The sequence below is a fragment of the Amycolatopsis roodepoortensis genome (genome assembly GCF_024628825.1).
GTDB classification, from domain to species: Bacteria; Actinomycetota; Actinomycetes; order Mycobacteriales; family Pseudonocardiaceae; genus Amycolatopsis; species Amycolatopsis roodepoortensis.
This window is the reverse complement of sequence record NZ_CP102415.1, coordinates 6080344-6100317: the sequence shown is the minus strand read 5'-3', so window position 1 is coordinate 6100317 and position 19974 is coordinate 6080344. Positions and strand designations below refer to the sequence as shown.

The window sequence follows — 19974 nt, the reverse complement described above, 5'->3', positions numbered from 1 at the left end:
CGATCAGGGATCGAGGTCCCGGGCGACGGCGCGCATGATCTCGGCGATCTGCTTCGTGTTCTTGCGGTCCGGGTAGCGGTTGCGCCGCAGATCCGGCTGCACCTTGAGCTCGAGCAGCTTGATCATGTCCTCGATGAGCCCGTGCAGCTCCTCGGCGGGACGGCGGCGCGCCTCGGCGACCGACGGCGGCGGGTCCAGCAGCCGGACGGAGAGCGCTTGCGGGCCGCGGCGGCCGTCGGCGACACCGAACTCGAGGCGCTGGCCAGCCTTGAGCCCTTCGACGCCCTGCGGCAGCGCGGCTTTACGGATGTAGACGTCGGCGCCCCCATCCTGGGTGACGAAACCGAAACCCTTCTCCGCGTCGTACCACTTGACCTTGCCGGTCGGCACTTCCCTCACCAGTCCTTTGCTGTCCTGCTCACAACGAACGCGCCCGGGGGCGTACCCAGGGCGCGCGTCCCATAAGCGTATCTCGCCACACGCCCTGTGGAGAAGCGGATACCGGCGGATACCCTCTGCTCCATGGAGACCGCAGTAAAGGAGGCCGCTGTGGCCGTCCCCGAAAAGCCGGGCAAACCGATCCTCATGCGCGTCGGCATCGGCCTGTTCGCGCTCGGCATGCTCGCCGTCACGGCGGTGTTCGTGCTGTTCGCCGCCGGGCTGGAGAACCTGCCGGTGTGGCTGTCCGCCGCGGCGGGCGTGATCACTCCGCTGGGGCTCGCCCTCGGTCTGATCGCCCTGATCCGCGAGGCTCGCCGAAAGAGCTGAACCAGCCGGGGAACTCGGTCAGCGAGTCGAACACCACGTCGGCCCCCTCCGCGAGCAGCTCCTCCTTGGTGCACGGGCCGGTGGTGACCCCGACGGGGACCGCGCCCGCCGCCAGCGCGCCGCGGATGTCGCCGAGGTGGTCGCCGACGTAGACACGGGCGCCGTGCTCGGTGAGCGCGGCGGCCTTCTCCGTCGACCACAACTCCCCGACCAGGACGTCGACCTCGAGCCCGAGGGCGTCCAGGTGGAGTTTCGCGTTGGGCCCGTACTTGCCCGTGACGACGACGGTGCGCCCGCCGGCCTCGCGGACCGCGTGCAGTGCTTCGGCCGCGCCGGGCAGCGCGACCGTCACGGGCACGACCGTGTCCGGGTACATCGCGCGGAACCGCGCCACCAGCTCCGGGATCCGCTCCTCCGGCGCTCCGAAGCCCCGCAGGCTGGCGTCGAGGGGCGGGCCGAGGTTGGCCGCGAAGTACTCGCCGTCCAGCGGCAGGCCGGACTCCACGCCGAGCGCGTTCATCACCGCGACCATGCCCGGCCGCGGATCGATCAGTGTCATGTCGAGGTCGAACCCCACGGTGATGCCCACCAGGCCACGGTAGCCGCCGCCACCGACGGATTTACATCGGATGGGCGCCCGTCAACTTCTTTGACATGGACGTGATCTGTGTCAAGCTGGGAGTGTGGGCGAGATCACCAGCTTCTCCGATCGGACCAAGGCCTCCCTGCGGGAGGCGCTGCTCGACGCGGCCACCGAGCTGCTCACCGAACACGGTTACACCGCCTTGCGGATGGCGGACGTCGCCGCGCGCGCCGGGGTGAGCAGGCAGACCGTCTACAACGAGTTCGGCAACAAGGCCACGCTCGCCCAGGCCGTGGTCCTCCGGACGACGTCGGAGTTCCTGGAAGGCATCCGGTTGCGTGTGCAGGACGCGAAGGACCTGCGCGACGGGATCCGCGAAGCGGTCGTCTACACGATCGAGCACGCCCGGGAGAACCGGCTCGTCGCCACCACCCTGGGCACCGAAGCGGGCGAAGACCTCCTGCCCCTGCTGACCACCAAGGGCGAGCCCATCCTGACCGCGGCGACCGAGGTCGCGGCCGGGCAGTACCGGGAGTTCGAGCCGTCGCTCTCCCCGGAATCCGCCACGCTGCTGGCGGAGACCGTCGTGCGGCTTTCCCTGTCCCATCTCGTCATGCCGACGCATCCGGCCGGCGAGGCGGCGGCTTCGGTAGTCGCCGTGCTGGCGCCCGCGATCCGGGCGCTGACCACCGATTCGTCCACAATGGAGTGACACGAAGGGTACGTCATGACCGATACGCTCTCCGAACTGCGGACCGGTTTTTCCTCACTGCGCAAGGGCGGGCTGAACTGGGACTCGTTCCCCCTGCGGCTGTTCGTCAAGGGCAACCAGAAGTTCTGGAACCCCGCCGACATCGACTTCTCCCGTGAACGCGAGGGCTGGGACTCCCTCAACCCGGAACAGCAACGGTCGACGACCTATCTCGTGGCGCAGTTCATCGCGGGCGAAGAGGCGGTCACCGAGGACATCCAGCCGTTCATGCGGGCGATGTCCGCGACGGGCCGCTTCGGCGACGAGATGTACCTGACCCAGTTCTGTTTCGAAGAGGCCAAGCACACCGAGGTGTTCCGCCGCTGGATGGACGCCGTCGGGCTGACCGAGGACCTGCATCCGTACGTCGCGGAAAATCCCCACTACCGCAAGCTTTTCTACGAAGAGCTGCCGCAGTCCTTGCGCGCACTGGAGGACGATCCCAGCCCGCTCAACCAGATCCGCGCGAGCGTCACCTACAACCACGTCATCGAAGGCAGTCTCGCGCTCACCGGGTACTACTCCTGGCAGCTGATCTGCACGCAGCACGACATCCTGCCGGGAATGCAGGAACTGGTGCGCCGCATCGGCGACGACGAACGCCGTCACATGGCCTGGGGCACCTTCACCTGCCGTCGTCACGTCGCCGCGGACGATTCGCTGTGGGACGCGGTGCAGCAGCGGATGGGCGAACTGCTCCCCCACGCGCTGGGGATGATCCAGTGGGTGCAGGACCAGTTCGAGGAGATCCCGTTCGACAACGATCCCGAGGAGATCATCCAGTACGCGGCCGACCGGGCGCAGCGGCGACTCGGCGCGATCGAATCCGCGCGCGGGATGCCGGTGGAGCAGATCGACCTCGACTACTCGCCGGAGAACCTCGAAGAGACCTTCGGCGAAGAAGACGCGAAGGCGATCGCCGCGGCCGCCGCCAACACCGCGGCCTGACACTCGCGTGAAGGCCCCCTTCCCTCGGCTGAGCCGAGGGAAGGGGGCCTTCACGCGCGATCAGGCGTGTTTGGTTGCCGCCGCCTTTTCGAGCCCGAGGATGCTGATCGACTCCGCCCGCATCTCGACCTTGCGCACCTTGCCGGTCACCGTCATCGGGAACTCCTCGACGACGTGGACGTACCGCGGGATCTTGTAGCGCGCCAGCTTTCCCTCGCAGAACTCCCGCACCGCTTCGGCCGTCAGCGGCTCCGCGCCCTCGCGCATGCGGACCCACGCCATCAGTTCCTCGCCGTACTTCTCGTCCGGGACGCCGATGACCTGCGCGTCGAGGATGTCCGGATGGGTGTAGAGGAACTCCTCGATCTCGCGCGGGTACAGGTTCTCACCGCCGCGGATGACCATGTCCTTGATCCGGCCGGTGATGTTGACGTACCCGTCGGCGTCCATGATCGCGAGGTCGCCGGTGTGCATCCACCGCGCCGCGTCGATCGCCTCGGCCGTCTTGTCGGCCTGTTCCCAGTAGCCGAGCATCACCGAGTAGCCGCGGGTGCAGAGTTCGCCCGGTTCACCGCGCGGCACGGTCAGCCCGGTCTCCGGATCGACGACCTTGACCTCCAGATGCGGCCCGACCCGGCCGACCGTCGACACCCGCCGTTCCACCGAATCGTCCGCGCGGGTCTGCGTGGACACCGGCGACGTCTCGGTCATGCCGTAGCAGATCGACACCTCCGCCATGCCCATCCGGTCGATGACCTGCTTCATCACCTCGACCGGGCACGGCGAGCCCGCCATGATCCCGGTGCGCAGCGAGGACAGGTCGTGCGAAGCGAAATCCGGGTCGGCCAGTTCGGCGATGAACATCGTCGGAACGCCGTACAGGGACGTGCACTTCTCGGCCGCGACGGCTTCGAGCGTGGCCTTCGGCTCGAACGCGGGCGCCGGGATGACCATGCACGCGCCGTGCGTCGTCGCCGCGAGATTGCCCATCACCATGCCGAAGCAGTGGTAGAAGGGCACGGGGATGCAGATCTTGTCGGCTTCGGTGTAGTTGCAGAGTTCGCCGACGAAGTAGCCGTTGTTGAGGATGTTGTGGTGGCTCAGCGTGGCGCCCTTGGGGAAACCCGTGGTGCCGGACGTGTACTGGATGTTGATCGGGTCGTCGGCGGAGAGTTCGGCCTGCCGCTTCACCAGCGGCGCGCGGTCGGCCTTGTGGCCGATCTCCAGCATCGACGGCCACTCGGGGCCGTCCAGCAGCACGACGTGTTCCAGCGCCGGGCATTTCGGGCCGGCTTCGGCGATCATGCCCGCGTAGTCCGACGTCTTGAACGACGCCGCGGCCACGATGAGCTTGATCCCGGCCTGGTTCAGCACGTATTCGAGCTCGTGCGAGCGGTACGCCGGGTTGATGTTGACCAGGATCGCGCCGATCTTCGCGGTCGCGTACTGGACGCAGGTCCACTCCCAGCGGTTCGGCGACCAGATGCCGACGCGGTCGCCCTTGGCGATCCCGAGGTCGAGCAGGCCCAGCGCGAGCGCGTCCACCTCGGCGGCCAGTTCGGTGTAGGTCCAGCGTTTCCCGGCCGCGCGGTCGACGAGCGCGTCCCGGTCGCCGAAGGCGGCGACGGTGCGGTCGAAGTTGTCACCGATGGTATCCCCCAGCAGCGGGGTGTCCGAGATTCCCGATGCGTAGCTCGGTACTGCGGGGGCGTCGGGCATGGAGACTCCTGCGTTCGGCGGCATCGACGCGTCGAGTCTAGGAACGCGACGTGACGGCGGCCACCTGCAAGTGGAGACCACCTCAGGGGAAACCCGGAGGCCGGGTCCTGCGGCGGCCGATATCGTCGGAGGCATGCGCCTCTACATCGTCGACGCTTTCACCTCCGAGGCCTTCGCCGGTAACTCCGCCGGCGTGGTGCTGCTGGACGCGCCGGGCGACGCGGGCTGGATGCAGTCCGTCGCCGCCGAGCTGAAGCACGCCGAGACGGCCTTCGTCGAGGTCGGAGGCGAAGGCCCGAAGGCCCTTCGCTGGTTCACGCCGGAGACCGAAGTCGACCTGTGCGGGCACGCGACGCTGGCGACCACGCACGTCCTCGGCGGCGAACAGACCTTCACGACGAAGAGCGGCGAGTTGCGCTGCCGCGCCGAAGACGGCTGGGTGTCGATGGACTTCCCGTCGGATCCGCCCCGCGAGTCGGACGACGATCTGTCGTCGATCCTGCCTGGCCTGGAGTTCGAGTACGTCGGGCGAAGCAAGCACAACCTGTTCGCGGTGGTCGACGACGCGTCCGTGGTGCGCTCCCTCGCCCCGGACCTCGCCGCGTTGCGCGCGCACTGGAACGGACGGCTGATGGTCACCGCGCCGGGTGACGTGGCCGGGATCGACTTCGTCACCCGGTTCTTCGCGCCGGGCGTCGGCATCGACGAAGACCCGGTCACCGGCTCCGCGCACTGCGTCCTCGCGCCGTACTGGGCCGCCCGCCTCGGCCGGGACGAGCTCGTCGGCGAGCAGGCCTCGGCCCGCGGCGGCATCGTGCGGATGAACCTCGAAGGCGACCGGATCCTGCTCTCGGGGCAGGCGGTCACCGTGGCCAGCGGGGAGTTGCACGTCTGATGCGCCTGATCCTGAACGTCATCTGGCTCGTGCTGTGCGGCCTGTGGATGGCACTCGGCTACGTCGTCGCCGGCATCATCTGCTGCATCCTGATCGTCACCATCCCGTTCGGGCTGGCGTCGTTCCGGATCGCGGCGTACGCGCTCTGGCCGTTCGGCCGCACGGTGGTGGACCGGCGCGACGCCGGGGCGGCGTCGACGATCGGCAACGTCATCTGGTTCGTCTTCGCCGGGCTCTGGCTCTCGATCGGCCACGTGCTGACCGGGGTCGCGCTGTGCGTCACGATCATCGGGATCCCGCTGGGCGTGGCGAACTTCAAGATGATCCCGGTCTCGCTGATGCCGCTCGGCAAGGAGATCGTGGAGCTCCCGTGAGGGGGGCGCCGGTCTCGTCCCTGCAGTACGTGAAGGCCCCCTTCATTGCGTCTAGCGCAGTGAAGGGGGCCTTCACGTACTTGGGTCAACAACGCGCCCGGCGCGTCAGTCCTCGGGTTCCCAGGGCAGCGGCACGATGAGGCACGGACCGCCGACGAACAACCCGCCGTCGATCCCGAGCGCCTTGCCGCCCGCGTAGAGGTACGGCCCCTCGATCTGCGCGGGATGGATCCCGAGCTGGTCGGCGATGACGCTGTGCCCGTGCACGATGCGTTCGCCGCCGAGCCGGTCCATGAGCTGCCGCGCGACGTCGGCGCCGTCCGGGCCGCGGAAGGCGTACCGCGTGGTCATCCGCCGCCACACGTCCCACCAGGCCTGGATGTCGCTGCCTTCGAGGATCTCGCGGCCACGAGTGTTGATCTCGTCGATGTCCTCGCCCCAGCCGAGGTACTCGAGCGTGTCCGAATGCATCAGCAGATGGTCCGCGGCCAGCGTCAGCATCGGGCGGGAGCTCAACCACTCGATATGCTGCGGAGTGAGCCTGTCCTGGTCTTCGAGCAGGCCGCCATTGATCTCCCAGCTGCGGGCGAAGCTGCGCGGCCCGAAGTCGGACGGCACCTCGGTGTCGCCGAAGTGGTACATCCCGAGCAGCAGGATCTCGTGGTTGCCCAGCAGCGTCCCGCAGCGCCCGCCCGCGGTGGCGGCCTGCCGTTCCAGCCGCATCACCAGGTCGATGACGCCGACGCCGTCGGGCCCCCGGTCGACGAAGTCGCCGAGGAACCAGAGCGTCGCTTTCCCGCCCGACCAGTCGTCGTCGGAGTCGATCAGCCCCTTCTCCCGGAGCGCTTCGGCCAGCTCGTCCCGGTGTCCGTGCACGTCACCGACCACATAGGTCGGGGACGCGGGCTGATCGTCGTGCATCGTCTGACGATAAGCCCTCCCCATGCGACCGTGCCGCTCAGCCTTCGCCGAACGGGTCGCCGGTGCGCCCGACCAGATCGGCGATCGAGTCGATGATCTTGGTCGGCCGGTACGGGTAGTGCTCGGCGCTTTCCCGCGTGGAGATGCCGGTGAGCACCAGGATCGTCTGCAAACCGGCCTCGATTCCCGAGTGGACGTCGGTGTCCATCCGGTCGCCGATCATCAGCGTCGACTCCGAATGCGCGCCGAGCCGCCGCAGCGCCGAGCGCATCATCAGCGGGTTCGGCTTGCCGACGTAGTACGGCGAGCGGCCGGTCGCCTTCTCGATCAGCGCCGCGACCGAACCGGTGGCGGGCATCGAGCCCTCCATGCTCGGGCCGGTGGCGTCGGGGTTGGTGGCGATGAACTTGGCGCCGCCCTCGATGAGCCTGATCGCGCGGGTTATCGCGCTGAAGCTGTACGTGCGGGTCTCGCCGAGGACCACGTAGTCCGGGTCGCGTTCCGTCAGCACGTAGCCGACTTCGTGCAGTGCCGTGGTGAGCCCGGCCTCGCCGATCACGAACGCCGAGCCGTTCGGCCGCTGCGACGCGAGGAACTTCGCGGTCGCCAGCGCGGAGGTCCAGATGGCCTCCTCGGGGATGTCGAGACCGGTCCGCTCGAGCCTCGCCCGCAGGTCGCGCGGGGTGTAGATCGAGTTGTTGGTCAGCACCAGGAAGCCGATGTCGTTGGCGCGCAGCTCCTTGAGGAACTCGTCCGCGCCGGGTACGAGGTGCTCCTCCTGGACCAGCACGCCATCCATGTCGCTGAGGTATGTCCAACGGCGCTCGTTCATACCGCCCACCCTAATGATCCGAGACGGCGTGAACAGCCACGGACGCCGCCTTGACCGAAAGATTGACCGGTGTGCCGGGTTCGAGCGCCAGCTCGGCGACCGCGGCCGGGGTGAGGTCGGCGGCGAGGCCCGCCGCCCAACCGTCGCCGCGGGCCCGGACGCGGATCACCGGACCGTGTGGTTCGAGCGCGTCGACGATTCCCTCGACGGTGTTGCGGGGGCTGCCCCGGTGCTCGCCGTCCCGCAGGTACACCGCGACGGCGCTGGGCGCGAAGACGGCGACGGCCGCTTCGCCCTCGACGACGTCCTCGGCCGGAATTCCGGCCAACTGCCCGCCTGACGTGCGCAAACCACCTTCGGCGGCGACGCCCGGCACCAGGTTCAGCCCGGCGATCCGCGCGGTGAACGCCGTGCGCGGGGCGGAGAGGACCTTGCGGGTCTCGCCGCGTTCGACGATCCGGCCACCGTCGAGGACGGCGACGTGGTCGGCCAGCGCCAGCGCGTCGAGCGGGTCGTGGGTGACCAGTACGGTCGGCGGCCCGGACCGCAGGATCCGCCGGAGCAGCCCCCGGATGGCGGGCGCCGCGTCGACGTCCAGCGCGGCGAAGGGCTCGTCGAGCAGCAGGAGCCCCGGCTCGGCGGCCAGCGCCCGCGCGATCGCGACGCGCTGCGCCTGCCCGCCGGAGAGCTGCGCGGGCCGTCGCCCGGCCAGTTCGAGGGCGTCCACTTCGGCCAGCCACTCCCGCGCGCGCTTCTTCGCCTCGGCGCGGCCGGCGCCGGTCGAGCGCGGAGCGAAGGCGACGTTGTCCAAAGCGGACAGATGCGGGAAGAGCAAGGCGTCCTGGGAGAGCAGGCCGATACCGCGTGCGTGCGGCGGCAGGCAGGCCAGGTCGCGGCCGCCGAGCGTGATCCGTGCCCGGCCGGGCCGGAGAAGACCGGCGAGACAGCCGAGCACACTGGACTTCCCCGACCCGTTCGGGCCGAGCAGCGCGAGCACACCGCCGTCGGGAACCTCGAAGCCGACGTCCAAGGTGAACTCGCCGCGCCGGAGGGCGAGCTCGGCCGAAAGGGTCACGACCGGACTCCTTCGAGCGCGCGCGGCCGGGCGAGCGCGATGACCGCGACGGCGACCAGGATGAGCAGCAACGCGAGCGCCACCGCGCTGTCGACGTCGACCTCGGCCTGGGTGTAGACCTCCAGCGGCAGGGTCCTGGTCACCCCTTCGAGGCTTCCGGCGAAGGTGATCGTCGCGCCGAACTCGCCCAGCGCCCGCGCGAAGCTGAGCACGATGCCCGATCCGAGCGCGGGCAGCAGCAGCGGCAGCGTGACCCGGCGGAACACCGTCCACGGCTTGGCGCCCAGCGTCGCGGCGACCCGTTCGTACCGGTCACCGGCGCCCCGGAGGGCTCCTTCGAGGCTGACCACCAGGAACGGCATCGCGACGAACGTCTGCGCGATGACCACGGCCGCCGTGGTGAACGGCACCTGCTCGCCGGTCAGGGTGGTCACCAGGATGCCGAGGAAACCCTTGCGGCCCAACAGGTACAGCAACGCCAGGCCGCCGACGACGGGCGGCAGGACGAGCGGGAGCAGCACCACCGCGCGCAGCACCCGGACCCCGCGCGCCCTCGACTGCGCGAGCACCACGGCGAGCGGGACACCGAGCAGCACACAGGCCACAGTGGACAGTCCGGCGGTGAGCAGCGAGAGCTTGAGCGCGTTCAGCGACGACGGCGAGGCGATGAGGCTCGGGAAGCGGGTCAGGTCCGAACGCACCAGCAACCCGACGACCGGCAGCACCACCAGCGCCAGCGCGCAGATCGCCGGCGGCCACAGCACCCACGGCACCCCGGCTCCCGCGTTTCGTCCTCTTGCGCGTGCATCCACCGCATCCAGAGGACGAAACGCGGGGTCAGGGCGTGCCAAAACCGGCCTTCGCGAGTTCGGCCTTGCCTTCCGGACCGAGGACGAACTCCCTGAACAGCCCGGCGAGCTGAGCCTGCGGAGCGTCCTTCAGCACCGCGATCGGGTAGTCGTTGAGCGCGCCCGCGGCCTCCGGGAAATCGACTTTGTCCACGTCGGCCGACGCCGATGCCGCGTCGGTGACATAGACGAGCCCGGCGTCGGCGTCACCCGAACGCACCTTCGCGAGCACCGACTTGACGTCCTGCTCCTCGCTCGCCGGCTTGAGCGTGACCCCGGCCGACTGCTGGACCTTCTTCGCCGCGGACCCGCACGGCACCTGCGGCGCGCAGACGACGACGGTCAGCCCGTCCTTCGCGAGATCGGCCAGCCCCTTGACGCCCTTGGGGTTGCCCTTGCCGACCGCGATGGCGAGCCGGTTGGTGGCGAAGACCGACGGCTGCCCGCCGAGCAGCTCCGCCTTGGCGGCCTTGTCCATATTGGTCTTGTCGGCGGAAGCGAAGACGTCCGCTTTCGCGCCTTGGGTCAGCTTCTGGACCAGCGCCGAGGAGCCCTCGAAGCTGAACTTCACGGACACCCCGGAGTTCTGCGCCTCGAACCGCTTGCCCAGCGCCCCGAACGACTCGGTCAGCGACGCGGCCGCGAACACGGTGAGCGTCTTGGCCTCCGCGGCCGGCTCCCCGGATCCGCAGGCCGTCGCCGCCAGCGCCAGTGCGGCCAGGACGGGCGCGAGCTTCCTCATCGGCTTCCTTCCGGGGTTTCGATCACGACGGTGGTCGCCTTGACGACGGCGACCGCGAGCACCCCGGGCCGCAGCCCGAGTTCGCGGACGGCCTCGGCGCTCATCAGGGAGACCACGCGATGCGGGCCGCACTGCAGCTCGACCTGTGCCATCACCTTGTCCGTGATCACCTCGGTGACGAGACCGACGAACCGGTTCCGCGCGGAGCGGCCGACGCCCGACGGGTCCTCCGGCTGTTCGGCCTGCGCCTTGGCGAACGCGGCGAGCTCGGCGCCGTCGACGACCTTGCGGCCCGCCGAGTCGTCGAACGCGGTCAACTGGCCGGCGCGCACCCAGCGGCGGACGGTGTCGTCACTGACACCGAGCAGACGAGCGGCCTCGGACAACCGGAATTGCGGCATGCCCGGAAGATTACTTCCGCAGATGCGGAAAAGCTACGCATCACCGGTGAGTTCGTCGCGGAGCCCGTCGAGCACCGCGCTCTGGAATCGCTCCAGCACTTTCCGTTCTTCGGGAGAGAACTGTTCGAGCACCGTCTTCAGGTTCGTGTACGCGGATTCGAAGAGCGGCGCGTGCCGTTCCATGGCGCCGGGGACGACCTCGATCAGAACCTTCCGGCGGTCGGCGGTGTCGCGGACGCGGCGGGCGAGACCGGCCTTCTCGAGCCTGTCCATGACGCCGGTCACAGCGCCCGTCGACAGTCCGGTCAGCTCGGCGATCCTGCCCGCTGTCAACGGTCCCGGCGCCTGGCCCGCCAGTTCGAGCACCTTGTGATCGGTGGCCGACAGGCCCATCCGCTCGGCGATACGCGCGTGCCGGAGAACGGTCAGGGTGCTGCTTTCCCTGCCGAGATGGGCGAACCGGGCCAATTCCTCCGCCGGGAGCGGGTATTTCGCCATCCGGAAACCCTTCAGATTCGGTGCCCGTGGAATTCTAGACAGTCGGTTTTCGCCCGCTTCGGGGTTAGTCTGGTGTCAATGACAGCAGTCGATCTCGGGTTTCCCCGTGTCCCCGGTACACGCGGTCGCCCCAGCGTGCCCAGGCCGGACAACCCCGCTCTGATCGACACCTTCGGCCGCGTGGCGACCGACCTGCGGGTGTCGCTCACCGACAAGTGCAATCTGCGCTGCACCTACTGCATGCCCGCCGAAGGGCTCGAGTGGATGCCGAGCGCGGACGTGCTGACCGACGACGAGCTCGTGCTCCTGCTGCGGATCGCCGTCGAACGGCTCGGAATCACCGACATCCGGCTCACCGGCGGCGAACCGCTGCTGCGCCAAGGGCTGGAGAAGATCGTCGAGCGGGTCGCCGTGCTCGAACCGCGGCCGCGGCTTTCCATGACCACCAACGGGATCGGGCTCGCGAAGCGCGCGAAGTCGCTCGCCGACGCCGGGCTGGACCGGATCAACGTCTCACTGGACACCGTCGACCGCGCGCTGTTCGAGAAGATCACGCGTCGCGATCGGCTTTCGCACGTGCTCGCCGGCATGGCCGCGGCGCGGGAGGCCGGGCTGGACCCGGTGAAGGTCAACGCGGTGCTGATGCGCGGGCTGAACGAGGACCAGGCCGTGCCGCTGCTGCGGTTCTGCCTCGCCGAGGGCTACCACCTGCGCTTCATCGAGCAGATGCCGCTGGACGCGCAGCACGGCTGGAACCGCGCCGACATGATCACCGCCGAGGAGATCCTCGGCATGCTCGGCGAGGAGTTCGCGCTGTCGCCGTTCCCCGCCGCGCGTGGCGGGGCGCCCGCCGAACGCTGGCTGGTCGACGGCGGGCCGGGCGACGTCGGCGTGATCGCGTCGGTGACCCGTCCCTTCTGCGGCGCCTGCGAGCGGACCCGGCTGACCGCGGACGGCGCGGTGCGCTCGTGCCTGTTCAGCAACGACGAGACCGACCTGCGCGCCCTCGTGCGCGCGGGCGCGCGCGAAGAAGAGGTGGCGGACGCCTGGCGGGCGACCATGTGGGGCAAACTCGCCGGGCACGAGATCAACGAGGCCGGGTTCGCGCAGCCGATCCGGCCGATGAGCGCGATCGGCGGCTGACATGGTGACCATCGTGGTGCGGTACTTCGCCTCGGCCCGCGCGGCCACCGGCCTCGACGAGGAGAAGGTGACCCTGCCGGACGGCGCCCGCGTCGCCGACGCCGTCGCCCGCCTGCGCGAACTCCACCCGGAGAAGCTGGCGAAGCTGCTCGACGCGGTCTCGTACCTGCTGGACGGCGTGGCGGTGCGGGATCTCACGCGGCCGCTGACCGAGGGCGCCGAACTGGACGTCCTGCCCCCGTTCGCCGGCGGCTGACCTGCCGTCTCGCCGCCAGGGCGTGTCGCGAAAGCCACTTTCGGGACACCTGACGTCTCGAAAGTGGCTTTCGCGACACACTGGCCGCCCGCCGACCGCCGCTGACCTGCGCGAACGGCGAAAGTGGTAGCAAAGGTCCCTTGCTCGCCCACTCGAGTTCACCGTCCGGTCGCCGAAGCAGCCGAGGATGCGCCAGTGATCACTCCCCGCCGTATCCTCGCCGCACTGCTCGCCGCGGTCGCCGCCACGAGCCTCGCGACCGCTCCGGCGTCCGCCCACGAACGCGGCGTCCGGCCGCTGCCGCAGGCGCACAGCCACAACGACTACGAGCACACGCGTCCGCTGCACGACGCGCTCGATCAGGGCTTCACCAGTGTCGAAGCCGACATCTTTCTGGTGGACGGGCAGCTCCTGGTCGCCCACGACCTCGCGGACACCCGCCCGGACCGCACCCTCGAGTCGCTCTACCTGGAGCCGCTGCGCCGGCGTGTCCTGGCCAACCACGGGGTCGGCGTCTACCGGCAGCGGGCGGAGTTCCAGCTGCTGATCGACGTCAAGGGTGACGCGAACAGCACCTACGCGGCTCTCGAGAAGCGGCTGTACGACCCGCGCTACTCCTTCCTTTTCTCTCTGTACGCGTTCGGACACGTCAAGAAGCGGGCGGTCACGGCGGTGATCTCCGGCGGGCGCCCCAAGGACGTGATGCTCGGGCAGAAGTTCCGGCTCGCCTTCTACGACGGCCGGATCAGGGACCAGAACGACCTCGGCATCGGCTCGGACCCCCGGGTCACCCCGCTGGTCTCGGACTCCTGGAGCAGCCTTTTCACCTGGACCGGTGAGGGCCCCTTCCCCGCCGAGGAGCGGGCGAAACTGCACGATCTGGTCAAGCGGGCCCACGCGGCGGGTCAGCGCGTGCGCTTCTGGGCCACGCCGGACACCGCCGGGCCAGGACGTGACGCGTTGTGGAAAGAGCTGGTCACCGCCGGGGTCGACCACCTGAATACGGATGACCTGCCAGGGCTGGCGAACTTCTTGAGGTCTCGCTAAAGTGCGCGGCCCATTCGCGCGCGAAGGCGCACGAATGGGCCAGTCACCCCTTAATCCACGTGATGCAAGCCTCACGATCCGTGAATTATCTCGGTCAGGAAACGGCCAGATAACGGCCCGCTGACCTGCACAAACAGCCGAATCGTTATGGGTTGCGTGCTGTTACTGTGATGTAGGTCACAGCTCGAATAATTTCCGATCAGGCCGTTCGTTACGTACCGTCGCTTTTCGGTTGGCCCCGACCGACCACGCAACACCGGGAACCCGTAGCGCCGAGCCCTGTCCAACGGATTCCCGGACCCAACCCCGAGCGAAAGCATTTCCGGACAGGGACGAGGGGACCGAGCCGACGCGTCGTGCGTCAGGCGAAGTCAGCCGGCCTGAGACGGCCGGCCAGGACCCACGGGTCTTTCCCTCAGCACAGGCTCGTAGGCGCAGGGAGCGAGATTCATTCACATGTCTTACCGAGGCAAGCACCGCAAGATGTCCGCCGCCACCCGTCACATCGCCCGCGTCGCCATTGCGGGTGTCGCGGTCGGCGCTCCCCTCGCAATCGCCGCGACCCCCGCGTCGGCGACCAACTGGGACGCCATCGCGCAGTGCGAGAGCAGCGGCAACTGGAGCACCAACACCGGCAACGGTTACTACGGTGGCCTGCAGTTCTCGCCGAGCACCTGGCGCGCCTACGGTGGCACCGGCAGCGCGCACACCGCGTCGCGTGAACAGCAGATCGCCGTCGCCGAGCGGGTCCTCCAGGGCCAGGGCATCGGCGCGTGGCCGCACTGTGGCAAGAAGGGCGGCTCCGCCAGCCCCGCCAAGGCCAAGTCGAGCGCCCCGAAGGCCACCAAGAAGGTGACCCCGAAGAAGTCGACCGCGCCGGTCCAGAAGCAGCAGGCCCCGGCCCCGGCCGTCGCGAATGTCGCGAACTCCAACCCGGCGGGTGACTACACCGTCGTGGCCGGCGACACGCTGTCCAAGATCGCCTCCAAGTTCAACGTCCAGGGCGGCTTCCAGAAGCTGCAGGAGCTGAACAAGGAATACGTGCCCAACGCCGACTTCATCGTCGTCGGCCAGAAGCTCGCCACCAAGTGAGCTCTTGAGCACCGGTAAGTCGTGATGCCCGCGGGATTCCCCGCGCGGCCACGTCACGACTGACAAGGCCCCACCGCGCCATTCCCCCGGCGGTGGGGCTTTGTCGTGCCCGGGCCGAAGCGCCCTACGGCGAGTTGACCCATTCGTCGCTGCCGTCGCTGAAGTGCTGGTGCTTCCACACCGGCAGCCGCGCCTTGACCTCGTCGACCAGCTCCGAGCAGGCGGCGAACGCCTGCCCCCGGTGCTCGGCCGCCACGGCGCACGCCAGCGCGACGTCACCGATGGCCAGCGCGCCCAGCCGATGGCTCACGGCGACCGCCCGCACGCCCTCCCACTTGCCCGAGAGGTCCGCGACGACCTCCGCGAGCACGTCGGCGGCGCTGGGGTGTCCTTCGTAGGCGAGCCGGTCCACCGACCGACCGCCGTCGTGGTCCCGCACGACCCCGCCGAAGGTGACGACGGCACCCGCGGCCGCGTCGTCCACCAGGCGGGCGTGTTCCTCGACCGAAAGCGGCTCGTCCACCACCGCGATCCGTGCGACCCGAACGCTCACTGCTGTACCTCCCGTGGGTGGTCGCCGCCCGCCAGCTGGTCGACGGCGTGGTCGAGGATCCCGTCCAGTACGCCGAGGCCGTCCTTCACCCCGCCGCGTGAGCCCGGCAGGTTCACCACGAGGGTCCGGCCCGCGACGCCGGCGACCCCGCGGGAGAGCACGGCCGTGGGCACCTTGGGCAGCCCGGCGGCGCGGATCGCGTCCGCGACGCCGGGGAGCTCGTAGTCGAGCACGGCGCGCGTGACGTCCGGGGTGCGGTCCGTCGGCGAGATGCCGGTGCCGCCGGTCGTCACGATCACCTGGACCCCGGCCGCGACGGCGTCTCGCAGGGCTTCGCCGACCGGCTCCCCGTCTTCGACGACCACGGGCGCCGGAACATCCCAGCCCCGTGCGGCCAGCCAGTCCGTGATGACCGGGCCCGTGGTGTCCTCGTAGACACCCTTCGCGGCGCGGTTCGACGCCACGATCACCCTCGCGACCCGCTTCACGGCCGCTCCCAGGTCCCGGTCTTGCCGCCGTCCTTGCGGATCAGGCGGACGTCGTCGAGGGTCGCCGCGGGATCGACGGCCTTGATCATGTCGTGCAGGGTCAGCCCGGCGACGGCGACGGCGGTCAGCGCCTCCATCTCGACGCCGGTCCGGTCGTTCGTCTTCGCGGTCGCGGTGATGTGCACGGCGGTCTCGTCGAGGACGAATTCGACCTTCACGCCGGACAACGCGATCTGGTGGCAGAGCGGGATCAGCTCCGGCACCTTCTTCGCGCCCATGATGCCCGCGATCCGGGCGGTCGCGAGGGCGTCGCCCTTGGGTAGCCCGTCCGTCGCCAGCAGGCCGAGCACCTCGGCCGTGGTGTGCACGGTGCCGCCCGCCAGCGCGGTGCGGGCGGTGGGCGTCTTGCCGGAAACGTCGACCATACGGGCGGCGCCCGTATGGTCGACGTGGCTGAGTTCACTCACGCCCAGCAGGCTAGTCCTCAGAACATCCGCTGCTTCGAGCGAACCTCGTCGAGCGCCTTCTCCCGCTCCCGCCGCTGCTCCGGCGTCATCGAAGCGAAGAGCCCGCCCTTGTCCGCCGCGCAGGCCGTGTCGCGCGCGGGGCGCTTGCCTTCCACGAAGAACCGGTTGACGGCGTTGTTGCCGCAAGCGTTCTCGTCGCTCAGCCAGACCCCGTGCCCGCCCTCGTCCACGGTCACGATCCGCGCCCGGTCACCGAGCGCGCGGCGCATCTCCTTGGCCCCGCTCAGCGGCGTCGCCGGGTCACGCAGGTTCTGCACCATCAGGATGTTCGACGGTCCCCGGTCGCCGATCCGCACCGGCGGCTCGATCGGTTCGGACGGCCAGTACGCGCAGGCCCAGATGTTCGCTCCGGCGGCGCCGAACATCGGGTACTTCACCCGGTCCTTCGCGACGTTGCGCTGGTAGGTCGCGACGTCCTCGGGCCAGTTCGCGTCGTTGCAGACCACGTGCAACTGGCCGGACAGCAGCTGCGCCACGTCGATCTGCGCGGCCTGGGCGGTCTGCTCCACGGTGCCCTCGGTGTCGAGCGCCTGCCACTGCTGCGCCAGCGTCGGGAAGGAACTGGTCGCGTACAGCGCGCCGAAGGTGCCCATGCGGAACGCCGCGCCGTCGACCCCCGGGACGGCGCCGCCGTCGAGCTTGGCGACGAGCTCGTGGAACTTCGCCGTCACCTGCTGCGGAGTGCGGCCCAGCCCGTAGCTCGTGTGCCGCGCCGCCGCCCATTTCGCGAAGTCCGGGAAGCGGTCCTCGAACCCCTCCGCCAGGCGGCGCGAGGTGACCGGATCGAGCCCGCCGGGGCCGGTCACGCTGTCGATCACCACGCGATCGGTCTGTCGCGGGAACAGCGTCGAATACACGGCGCCCAGGTAGCTGCCGTACGAAACGCCGTAGTACGACAGCTTCTCCTCGCCGAGGGCTTCCCGGATGCGGTCCATGTCGCGGGCGGTGTTGGCCGTGGTGATGTACGGCAGGTTCGCGGCAGTCGCCGATGCCCCGCACTGCTTGGCGATGCCCTCGACGTACTTCGCGCGCTCAGCCACCGCCGCGGCGTCACGCGCGTACGGCGGGACGTTGCTCACCTGCTGCTCGGGCTTGAGATCGCAGGTGACCGGCGTGCTGTGCCCGATCCCGCGCGGATCGAAGCCGATGATGTCGTACGCGTCGAGCACACTCGACGGCATACCCGCCGACCGCAGCCCGGCCGGCATGGTCAGCCCTGGCCCGCCGGGGCCGCCCGGGTTGGTCAGCATGATCCCGCGCCGCTTCGCCGGCTTGGTGCTGGCGAGCTTCGAAACGGCGATGTCGATCGTCTTCCCACCCGGGTCCCGGTAGTCGAGCGGGACCTTCAAGGTGGCGCACTGCACGCCGGGCGCGGCCACGTCCTCCGGACACGGCCCCCAGCTGACAGACGGAACCGCGGCGGACGCCGTGGCCGGTACGAGTACCGCTATGGTGACCGCCGCGGCCGTGAGTGTCCCGATCCTGCTCAGGACAGAGCGATTCATTCCCCAACCCCCGTCATGATCGACTTCCTGGTCGGAGTCGAGCCTATGAGCGGGGCGTCGGCGGAGTCGTCACCCTGAAGTCGGCCGCCGGGTCGGCCTCAGTGATGACGCTCCCACCGAATGGAGCAAGGGACCTTTGCTACCGCGTCCTACTCGTGGGCAGCGACCTTGGCAGCCTTCGCCGCCTTCTTCACGGCGTCCGCCACCGCGGGGGCGACGGCGTTGTCGAACACGCTCGGCACGATGAACGAAGCGTTCAGCTTGCCGTTGTCCACCACGTCCGCGATGGCGTCGGCGGCCGCGAGCAGCATCGAGTCGTCGATGTGGTGCGCCTGCGCGTCGAGCAGCCCGCGGAAGACGCCGGGGAACGCGAGCACGTTGTTGATCTGGTTCGGGAAGTCGCTGCGGCCGGTGGCGACCACGGCGGCGTGCTTCTGCGCCTCCAGCGGGTCGATCTCCGGGTCCGGGTTGGCCAGCGCGAACACGACGGCGTCGGACTTCATGGTCGCGACCTGCTCGGCCCCGAACAGGTTCGGCGCGGAGACACCGATGAACACGTCGGCACCGACGAGCGCCTCGTGCAGCGTGCCCGCCTGCTGCTCCTTGTTCGTGTGCCCGGCGATCCAGGTCAGGTTGTCGTCGAGGTTGCCGCGCGCGGAGTGCACGATGCCGTCGATGTCGGCGGCCACGATGTCGCCCGGGTTCTTGCGCAGCAGCAGGCGGATGATGGCCGAGCCCGCCGCGCCGACGCCGCTGACGACGATCTTGCAGTCTTCGATGTTCTTCCCGACCACGCGCAGGGCGTTGCGCAGCGCGGCGACCACGACGATCGCGGTGCCGTGCTGGTCGTCGTGGAACACCGGGATGTCGAGCTGCTCACGCAGGCGCTTCTCGATCTCGAAGCAGCGCGGCGCGGCGATGTCTTCGAGGTTGATGCCCGCGTAGACCGGCGCGAGCGCCTTCGCGATCATGATGATCTCTTCGGTGTCCTGGGTGTCCAGGCAGACCGGCCACGCGTCGACGTCGGCGAACTTCTTGAACAGCGCCGCCTTGCCCTCCATCACCGGCAGCGCGGCGGCCGGGCCGATGTTGCCGAGCCCCAGCACCGCGGAGCCGTCGGTGAGCACCGCGACGGTGTTGCGCTTGATGGTCAGGCGGCGCGCGTCCTCGGGGTTCGCCGCGATCGCCTGGCAGACGCGGGCGACGCCCGGCGTGTACGCGCGGGAGAGGTCGTCACGGTTGCGGAGCGCGACCTTGGGGCTGACCTCGATCTTGCCGCCGAGGTGGATCAGGAACGTCCGGTCGGAGACCTTGCGCACGCGGACGCCGGGCAGCGAGTCCAGGGTCTGCGTGATGTCCTGCGCGTGGTTCTCCGACAGGGCGTTGGCGCTGATGTCGACGACGATCGAGTCGGGGTGCGACTCGACGACGTCGAACGCGGTCAGCACGCCGCCGACCCGGCCGACGGCCGTCGTCAGGTCACCCGCCGCGGTGGACGACGCGGGGGCCTCCACCCGGACGGTGATCGAATATCCGGGACCGGGAACCGGCATGGCACTACCCCCGCTGAGGAACGCTCGAATAGGTCGATCGAAAACCTACTCCCGTGACGACCGCCACGAACCCTCGCAGGGGTGACTGACCGGTAACCTCGCGGGCCGTCGAAAGTGGAGCGCCGGACCGCGCGGCCGTGCCGCGAAAGCCACTTTCGGGACATCAGGCGTCGCGAAAGTGGCTTTCGCGACACGCGTGCCGAGTTCGGCGGGCCGCCTACCGGTTGATCTCGGTCTCGGGGTGCACGTAAGGCACGCTCTCGAGCGGGAAGGTCACGTCGCCGAACGGGGACAGGGCGCCCTGCCGGTCGGACGCGAGCTCGGTGACGGGGTGCTCCCCGTCTTCACCGGGCCACGTGGGGTCGATGCCCGCGCGCTTCTTGTTATCGCCCTTCGCCACAACGTCCTCCAGAGCATGGTCAAGCGTTCTCACGGGACAGTCTGCCCGAACGCGG

Annotated in this window: 23 protein-coding genes and 1 pseudogene; 9 read left to right on the top strand and 15 right to left on the bottom strand. The window is 69.6% G+C overall.

Annotation, left to right across the window (positions count from 1 at the left end):
• Positions 1-3 precede the first annotated feature (3 nt).
• Complete coding sequence (locus NQK81_RS29170) at positions 4-390, bottom strand: cold-shock protein (RefSeq protein ID WP_016337551.1); 387 nt, start codon at positions 388-390, stop codon at positions 4-6.
• Between the two features lie 132 nt (positions 391-522).
• On the opposite strand from NQK81_RS29170, the gene NQK81_RS29165 reads away from it, so the two are divergent.
• Entirely contained in the window at positions 523-768 is a 246-nt protein-coding gene (locus NQK81_RS29165; protein WP_126730429.1) for a hypothetical protein, read from the top strand.
• Here the strand turns inward: NQK81_RS29165 and NQK81_RS29160 are convergent.
• Positions 704-1357, bottom strand: coding sequence for an HAD family hydrolase (locus tag NQK81_RS29160; RefSeq protein WP_257484053.1), 654 nt, complete (start codon positions 1355-1357; stop codon positions 704-706). The two genes, NQK81_RS29165 and NQK81_RS29160, sit on opposite strands and share 65 nt — an antisense overlap.
• 94 nt (positions 1358-1451) lie before the next feature.
• Between NQK81_RS29160 and NQK81_RS29155 the strand changes: the two genes are divergently transcribed.
• Together NQK81_RS29155 and NQK81_RS29150 are read left to right on the top strand one after the other, a co-directional pair.
• Positions 1452-2063 carry a TetR/AcrR family transcriptional regulator gene (locus NQK81_RS29155; protein ID WP_192743792.1) on the top strand — a complete coding sequence of 204 codons (612 nt, stop codon included), beginning with the start codon at positions 1452-1454 and terminating at the stop codon, positions 2061-2063.
• Positions 2064-2078: 15 nt separating this feature from the next.
• Positions 2079-3050 (top strand): R2-like ligand-binding oxidase, encoded by a 972-nt coding sequence (locus NQK81_RS29150; protein WP_126730425.1) that lies wholly within the window; start codon positions 2079-2081, stop codon positions 3048-3050.
• A 60-nt stretch (positions 3051-3110) separates the two neighbouring features.
• Here NQK81_RS29150 and NQK81_RS29145 read toward each other — a convergent pair whose 3' ends face one another.
• Positions 3111-4769, bottom strand: coding sequence for an AMP-binding protein (locus NQK81_RS29145; protein ID WP_257484052.1), 1659 nt, complete (start codon positions 4767-4769; stop codon positions 3111-3113).
• Positions 4770-4902: 133 nt separating this feature from the next.
• Between NQK81_RS29145 and NQK81_RS29140 the strand changes: the two genes are divergently transcribed.
• Both NQK81_RS29140 and NQK81_RS29135 read left to right on the top strand, forming a co-directional pair.
• Positions 4903-5664, top strand: a complete 762-nt coding sequence (locus NQK81_RS29140; RefSeq protein ID WP_257484051.1) for a PhzF family phenazine biosynthesis protein — start codon at positions 4903-4905, stop codon at positions 5662-5664.
• Positions 5664-6038 (top strand): YccF domain-containing protein, encoded by a 375-nt coding sequence (locus NQK81_RS29135; protein WP_257484050.1) that lies wholly within the window; start codon positions 5664-5666, stop codon positions 6036-6038. Before NQK81_RS29140 ends, NQK81_RS29135 begins: the two co-directional genes overlap by 1 nt.
• Positions 6039-6143: 105 nt before the next feature.
• On the opposite strand, the gene NQK81_RS29130 is transcribed toward NQK81_RS29135, so the two are convergent.
• The 7 genes from NQK81_RS29130 to NQK81_RS29100 all read right to left on the bottom strand — a co-directional run bounded on the left by NQK81_RS29130 (position 6144) and on the right by NQK81_RS29100 (position 11355).
• Positions 6144-6959 (bottom strand): metallophosphoesterase family protein, encoded by an 816-nt coding sequence (locus tag NQK81_RS29130; RefSeq protein WP_257484049.1) that lies wholly within the window; start codon positions 6957-6959, stop codon positions 6144-6146.
• A gap of 37 nt (positions 6960-6996) precedes the next feature.
• Entirely contained in the window at positions 6997-7791 is a 795-nt protein-coding gene (locus NQK81_RS29125; protein WP_034308369.1) for an HAD-IIA family hydrolase, read from the bottom strand.
• Between the two features lie 10 nt (positions 7792-7801).
• Positions 7802-8866, bottom strand: coding sequence for a sulfate/molybdate ABC transporter ATP-binding protein (locus tag NQK81_RS29120; protein WP_257484048.1), 1065 nt, complete (start codon positions 8864-8866; stop codon positions 7802-7804).
• Positions 8863-9630, bottom strand: a complete 768-nt coding sequence (locus tag NQK81_RS29115) for an ABC transporter permease (protein WP_257489873.1) — start codon at positions 9628-9630, stop codon at positions 8863-8865. Before NQK81_RS29115 ends, NQK81_RS29120 begins: the two co-directional genes overlap by 4 nt.
• Positions 9631-9703: 73 nt before the next feature.
• Positions 9704-10456, bottom strand: a complete 753-nt coding sequence (gene modA, locus NQK81_RS29110; RefSeq protein ID WP_257484047.1) for a molybdate ABC transporter substrate-binding protein — start codon at positions 10454-10456, stop codon at positions 9704-9706.
• The gene (locus NQK81_RS29105; RefSeq protein WP_126730413.1) at positions 10453-10857 is read right to left on the bottom strand and encodes a TOBE domain-containing protein; all 405 of its coding nucleotides are present in this window, start codon (positions 10855-10857) and stop codon (positions 10453-10455) included. Before NQK81_RS29105 ends, modA begins: the two co-directional genes overlap by 4 nt.
• A gap of 33 nt (positions 10858-10890) precedes the next feature.
• On the bottom strand, positions 10891-11355 hold the full coding sequence (locus NQK81_RS29100) for a MarR family transcriptional regulator (RefSeq protein WP_257484046.1): 465 nt from the start codon (positions 11353-11355) through the stop codon (positions 10891-10893).
• A gap of 78 nt (positions 11356-11433) precedes the next feature.
• On the opposite strand from NQK81_RS29100, the gene moaA reads away from it, so the two are divergent.
• The 4 genes from moaA to NQK81_RS29080 all read left to right on the top strand — a co-directional run bounded on the left by moaA (position 11434) and on the right by NQK81_RS29080 (position 14893).
• Positions 11434-12498 carry a GTP 3',8-cyclase MoaA gene (gene moaA / locus NQK81_RS29095; protein ID WP_257484045.1) on the top strand — a complete coding sequence of 355 codons (1065 nt, stop codon included), beginning with the start codon at positions 11434-11436 and terminating at the stop codon, positions 12496-12498.
• A 1-nt stretch (position 12499) separates the two neighbouring features.
• Complete coding sequence (locus NQK81_RS29090; protein WP_185926969.1) at positions 12500-12754, top strand: MoaD/ThiS family protein; 255 nt, start codon at positions 12500-12502, stop codon at positions 12752-12754.
• 195 nt (positions 12755-12949) lie between these two features.
• Positions 12950-13801: a phosphatidylinositol-specific phospholipase C/glycerophosphodiester phosphodiesterase family protein gene (locus NQK81_RS29085; RefSeq protein ID WP_126730410.1), complete on the top strand. Its 852-nt coding sequence runs from the start codon at positions 12950-12952 to the stop codon at positions 13799-13801.
• A 456-nt stretch (positions 13802-14257) separates the two neighbouring features.
• The gene (locus NQK81_RS29080) at positions 14258-14893 is read left to right on the top strand and encodes a transglycosylase family protein (protein ID WP_257484044.1); all 636 of its coding nucleotides are present in this window, start codon (positions 14258-14260) and stop codon (positions 14891-14893) included.
• A 124-nt stretch (positions 14894-15017) separates the two neighbouring features.
• Here NQK81_RS29080 and NQK81_RS45295 read toward each other — a convergent pair.
• The 5 genes and pseudogenes from NQK81_RS45295 to NQK81_RS29050 form a co-directional block, all read right to left on the bottom strand.
• Positions 15018-15934: pseudogene (locus NQK81_RS45295) on the bottom strand (molybdenum cofactor biosynthesis protein MoaE).
• Positions 15931-16401 carry a cyclic pyranopterin monophosphate synthase MoaC gene (gene moaC, locus NQK81_RS29065; protein WP_016337573.1) on the bottom strand — a complete coding sequence of 157 codons (471 nt, stop codon included), beginning with the start codon at positions 16399-16401 and terminating at the stop codon, positions 15931-15933. Before moaC ends, NQK81_RS45295 begins: the two are co-directional and overlap by 4 nt.
• A gap of 17 nt (positions 16402-16418) precedes the next feature.
• Complete coding sequence (locus tag NQK81_RS29060; RefSeq protein WP_257484043.1) at positions 16419-17966, bottom strand: alpha/beta hydrolase; 1548 nt, start codon at positions 17964-17966, stop codon at positions 16419-16421.
• Positions 17967-18115: 149 nt separating this feature from the next.
• On the bottom strand, positions 18116-19519 hold the full coding sequence (locus tag NQK81_RS29055) for an NAD-dependent malic enzyme (protein ID WP_257484042.1): 1404 nt from the start codon (positions 19517-19519) through the stop codon (positions 18116-18118).
• 217 nt (positions 19520-19736) lie between these two features.
• Complete coding sequence (locus tag NQK81_RS29050) at positions 19737-19919, bottom strand: hypothetical protein (protein WP_007033389.1); 183 nt, start codon at positions 19917-19919, stop codon at positions 19737-19739.
• Between the last annotated feature and the right edge of the window lie 55 nt (positions 19920-19974).

Excerpts from the sequence above, each read along its gene's own strand:
- NQK81_RS29165 (WP_126730429.1), top strand. The coding sequence starts at position 523 with ATGGAGACCGCAGTAAAGGAGGCCGCTGTGGCCGTCCCCGAAAAGCCG.
- NQK81_RS29150 (WP_126730425.1), top strand. The coding sequence starts at position 2,079 with ATGACCGATACGCTCTCCGAACTGCGGACCGGTTTTTCCTCACTGCGC.
- NQK81_RS29145 (WP_257484052.1), bottom strand. The coding sequence starts at position 4,769 with ATGCCCGACGCCCCCGCAGTACCGAGCTACGCATCGGGAATCTCGGAC.
- NQK81_RS29140 (WP_257484051.1), top strand. The coding sequence starts at position 4,903 with ATGCGCCTCTACATCGTCGACGCTTTCACCTCCGAGGCCTTCGCCGGT.
- NQK81_RS29135 (WP_257484050.1), top strand. The coding sequence starts at position 5,664 with ATGCGCCTGATCCTGAACGTCATCTGGCTCGTGCTGTGCGGCCTGTGG.
- NQK81_RS29130 (WP_257484049.1), bottom strand. The coding sequence starts at position 6,959 with ATGCACGACGATCAGCCCGCGTCCCCGACCTATGTGGTCGGTGACGTG.
- NQK81_RS29125 (WP_034308369.1), bottom strand. The coding sequence starts at position 7,791 with ATGAACGAGCGCCGTTGGACATACCTCAGCGACATGGATGGCGTGCTG.
- modA (WP_257484047.1), bottom strand. The coding sequence starts at position 10,456 with ATGAGGAAGCTCGCGCCCGTCCTGGCCGCACTGGCGCTGGCGGCGACG.
- NQK81_RS29105 (WP_126730413.1), bottom strand. The coding sequence starts at position 10,857 with ATGCCGCAATTCCGGTTGTCCGAGGCCGCTCGTCTGCTCGGTGTCAGT.
- NQK81_RS29100 (WP_257484046.1), bottom strand. The coding sequence starts at position 11,355 with ATGGCGAAATACCCGCTCCCGGCGGAGGAATTGGCCCGGTTCGCCCAT.
- moaA (WP_257484045.1), top strand. The coding sequence starts at position 11,434 with ATGACAGCAGTCGATCTCGGGTTTCCCCGTGTCCCCGGTACACGCGGT.
- NQK81_RS29090 (WP_185926969.1), top strand. The coding sequence starts at position 12,500 with ATGGTGACCATCGTGGTGCGGTACTTCGCCTCGGCCCGCGCGGCCACC.
- NQK81_RS29080 (WP_257484044.1), top strand. The coding sequence starts at position 14,258 with ATGTCTTACCGAGGCAAGCACCGCAAGATGTCCGCCGCCACCCGTCAC.
- NQK81_RS29060 (WP_257484043.1), bottom strand. The coding sequence starts at position 17,966 with ATGAATCGCTCTGTCCTGAGCAGGATCGGGACACTCACGGCCGCGGCG.
- NQK81_RS29055 (WP_257484042.1), bottom strand. The coding sequence starts at position 19,519 with ATGCCGGTTCCCGGTCCCGGATATTCGATCACCGTCCGGGTGGAGGCC.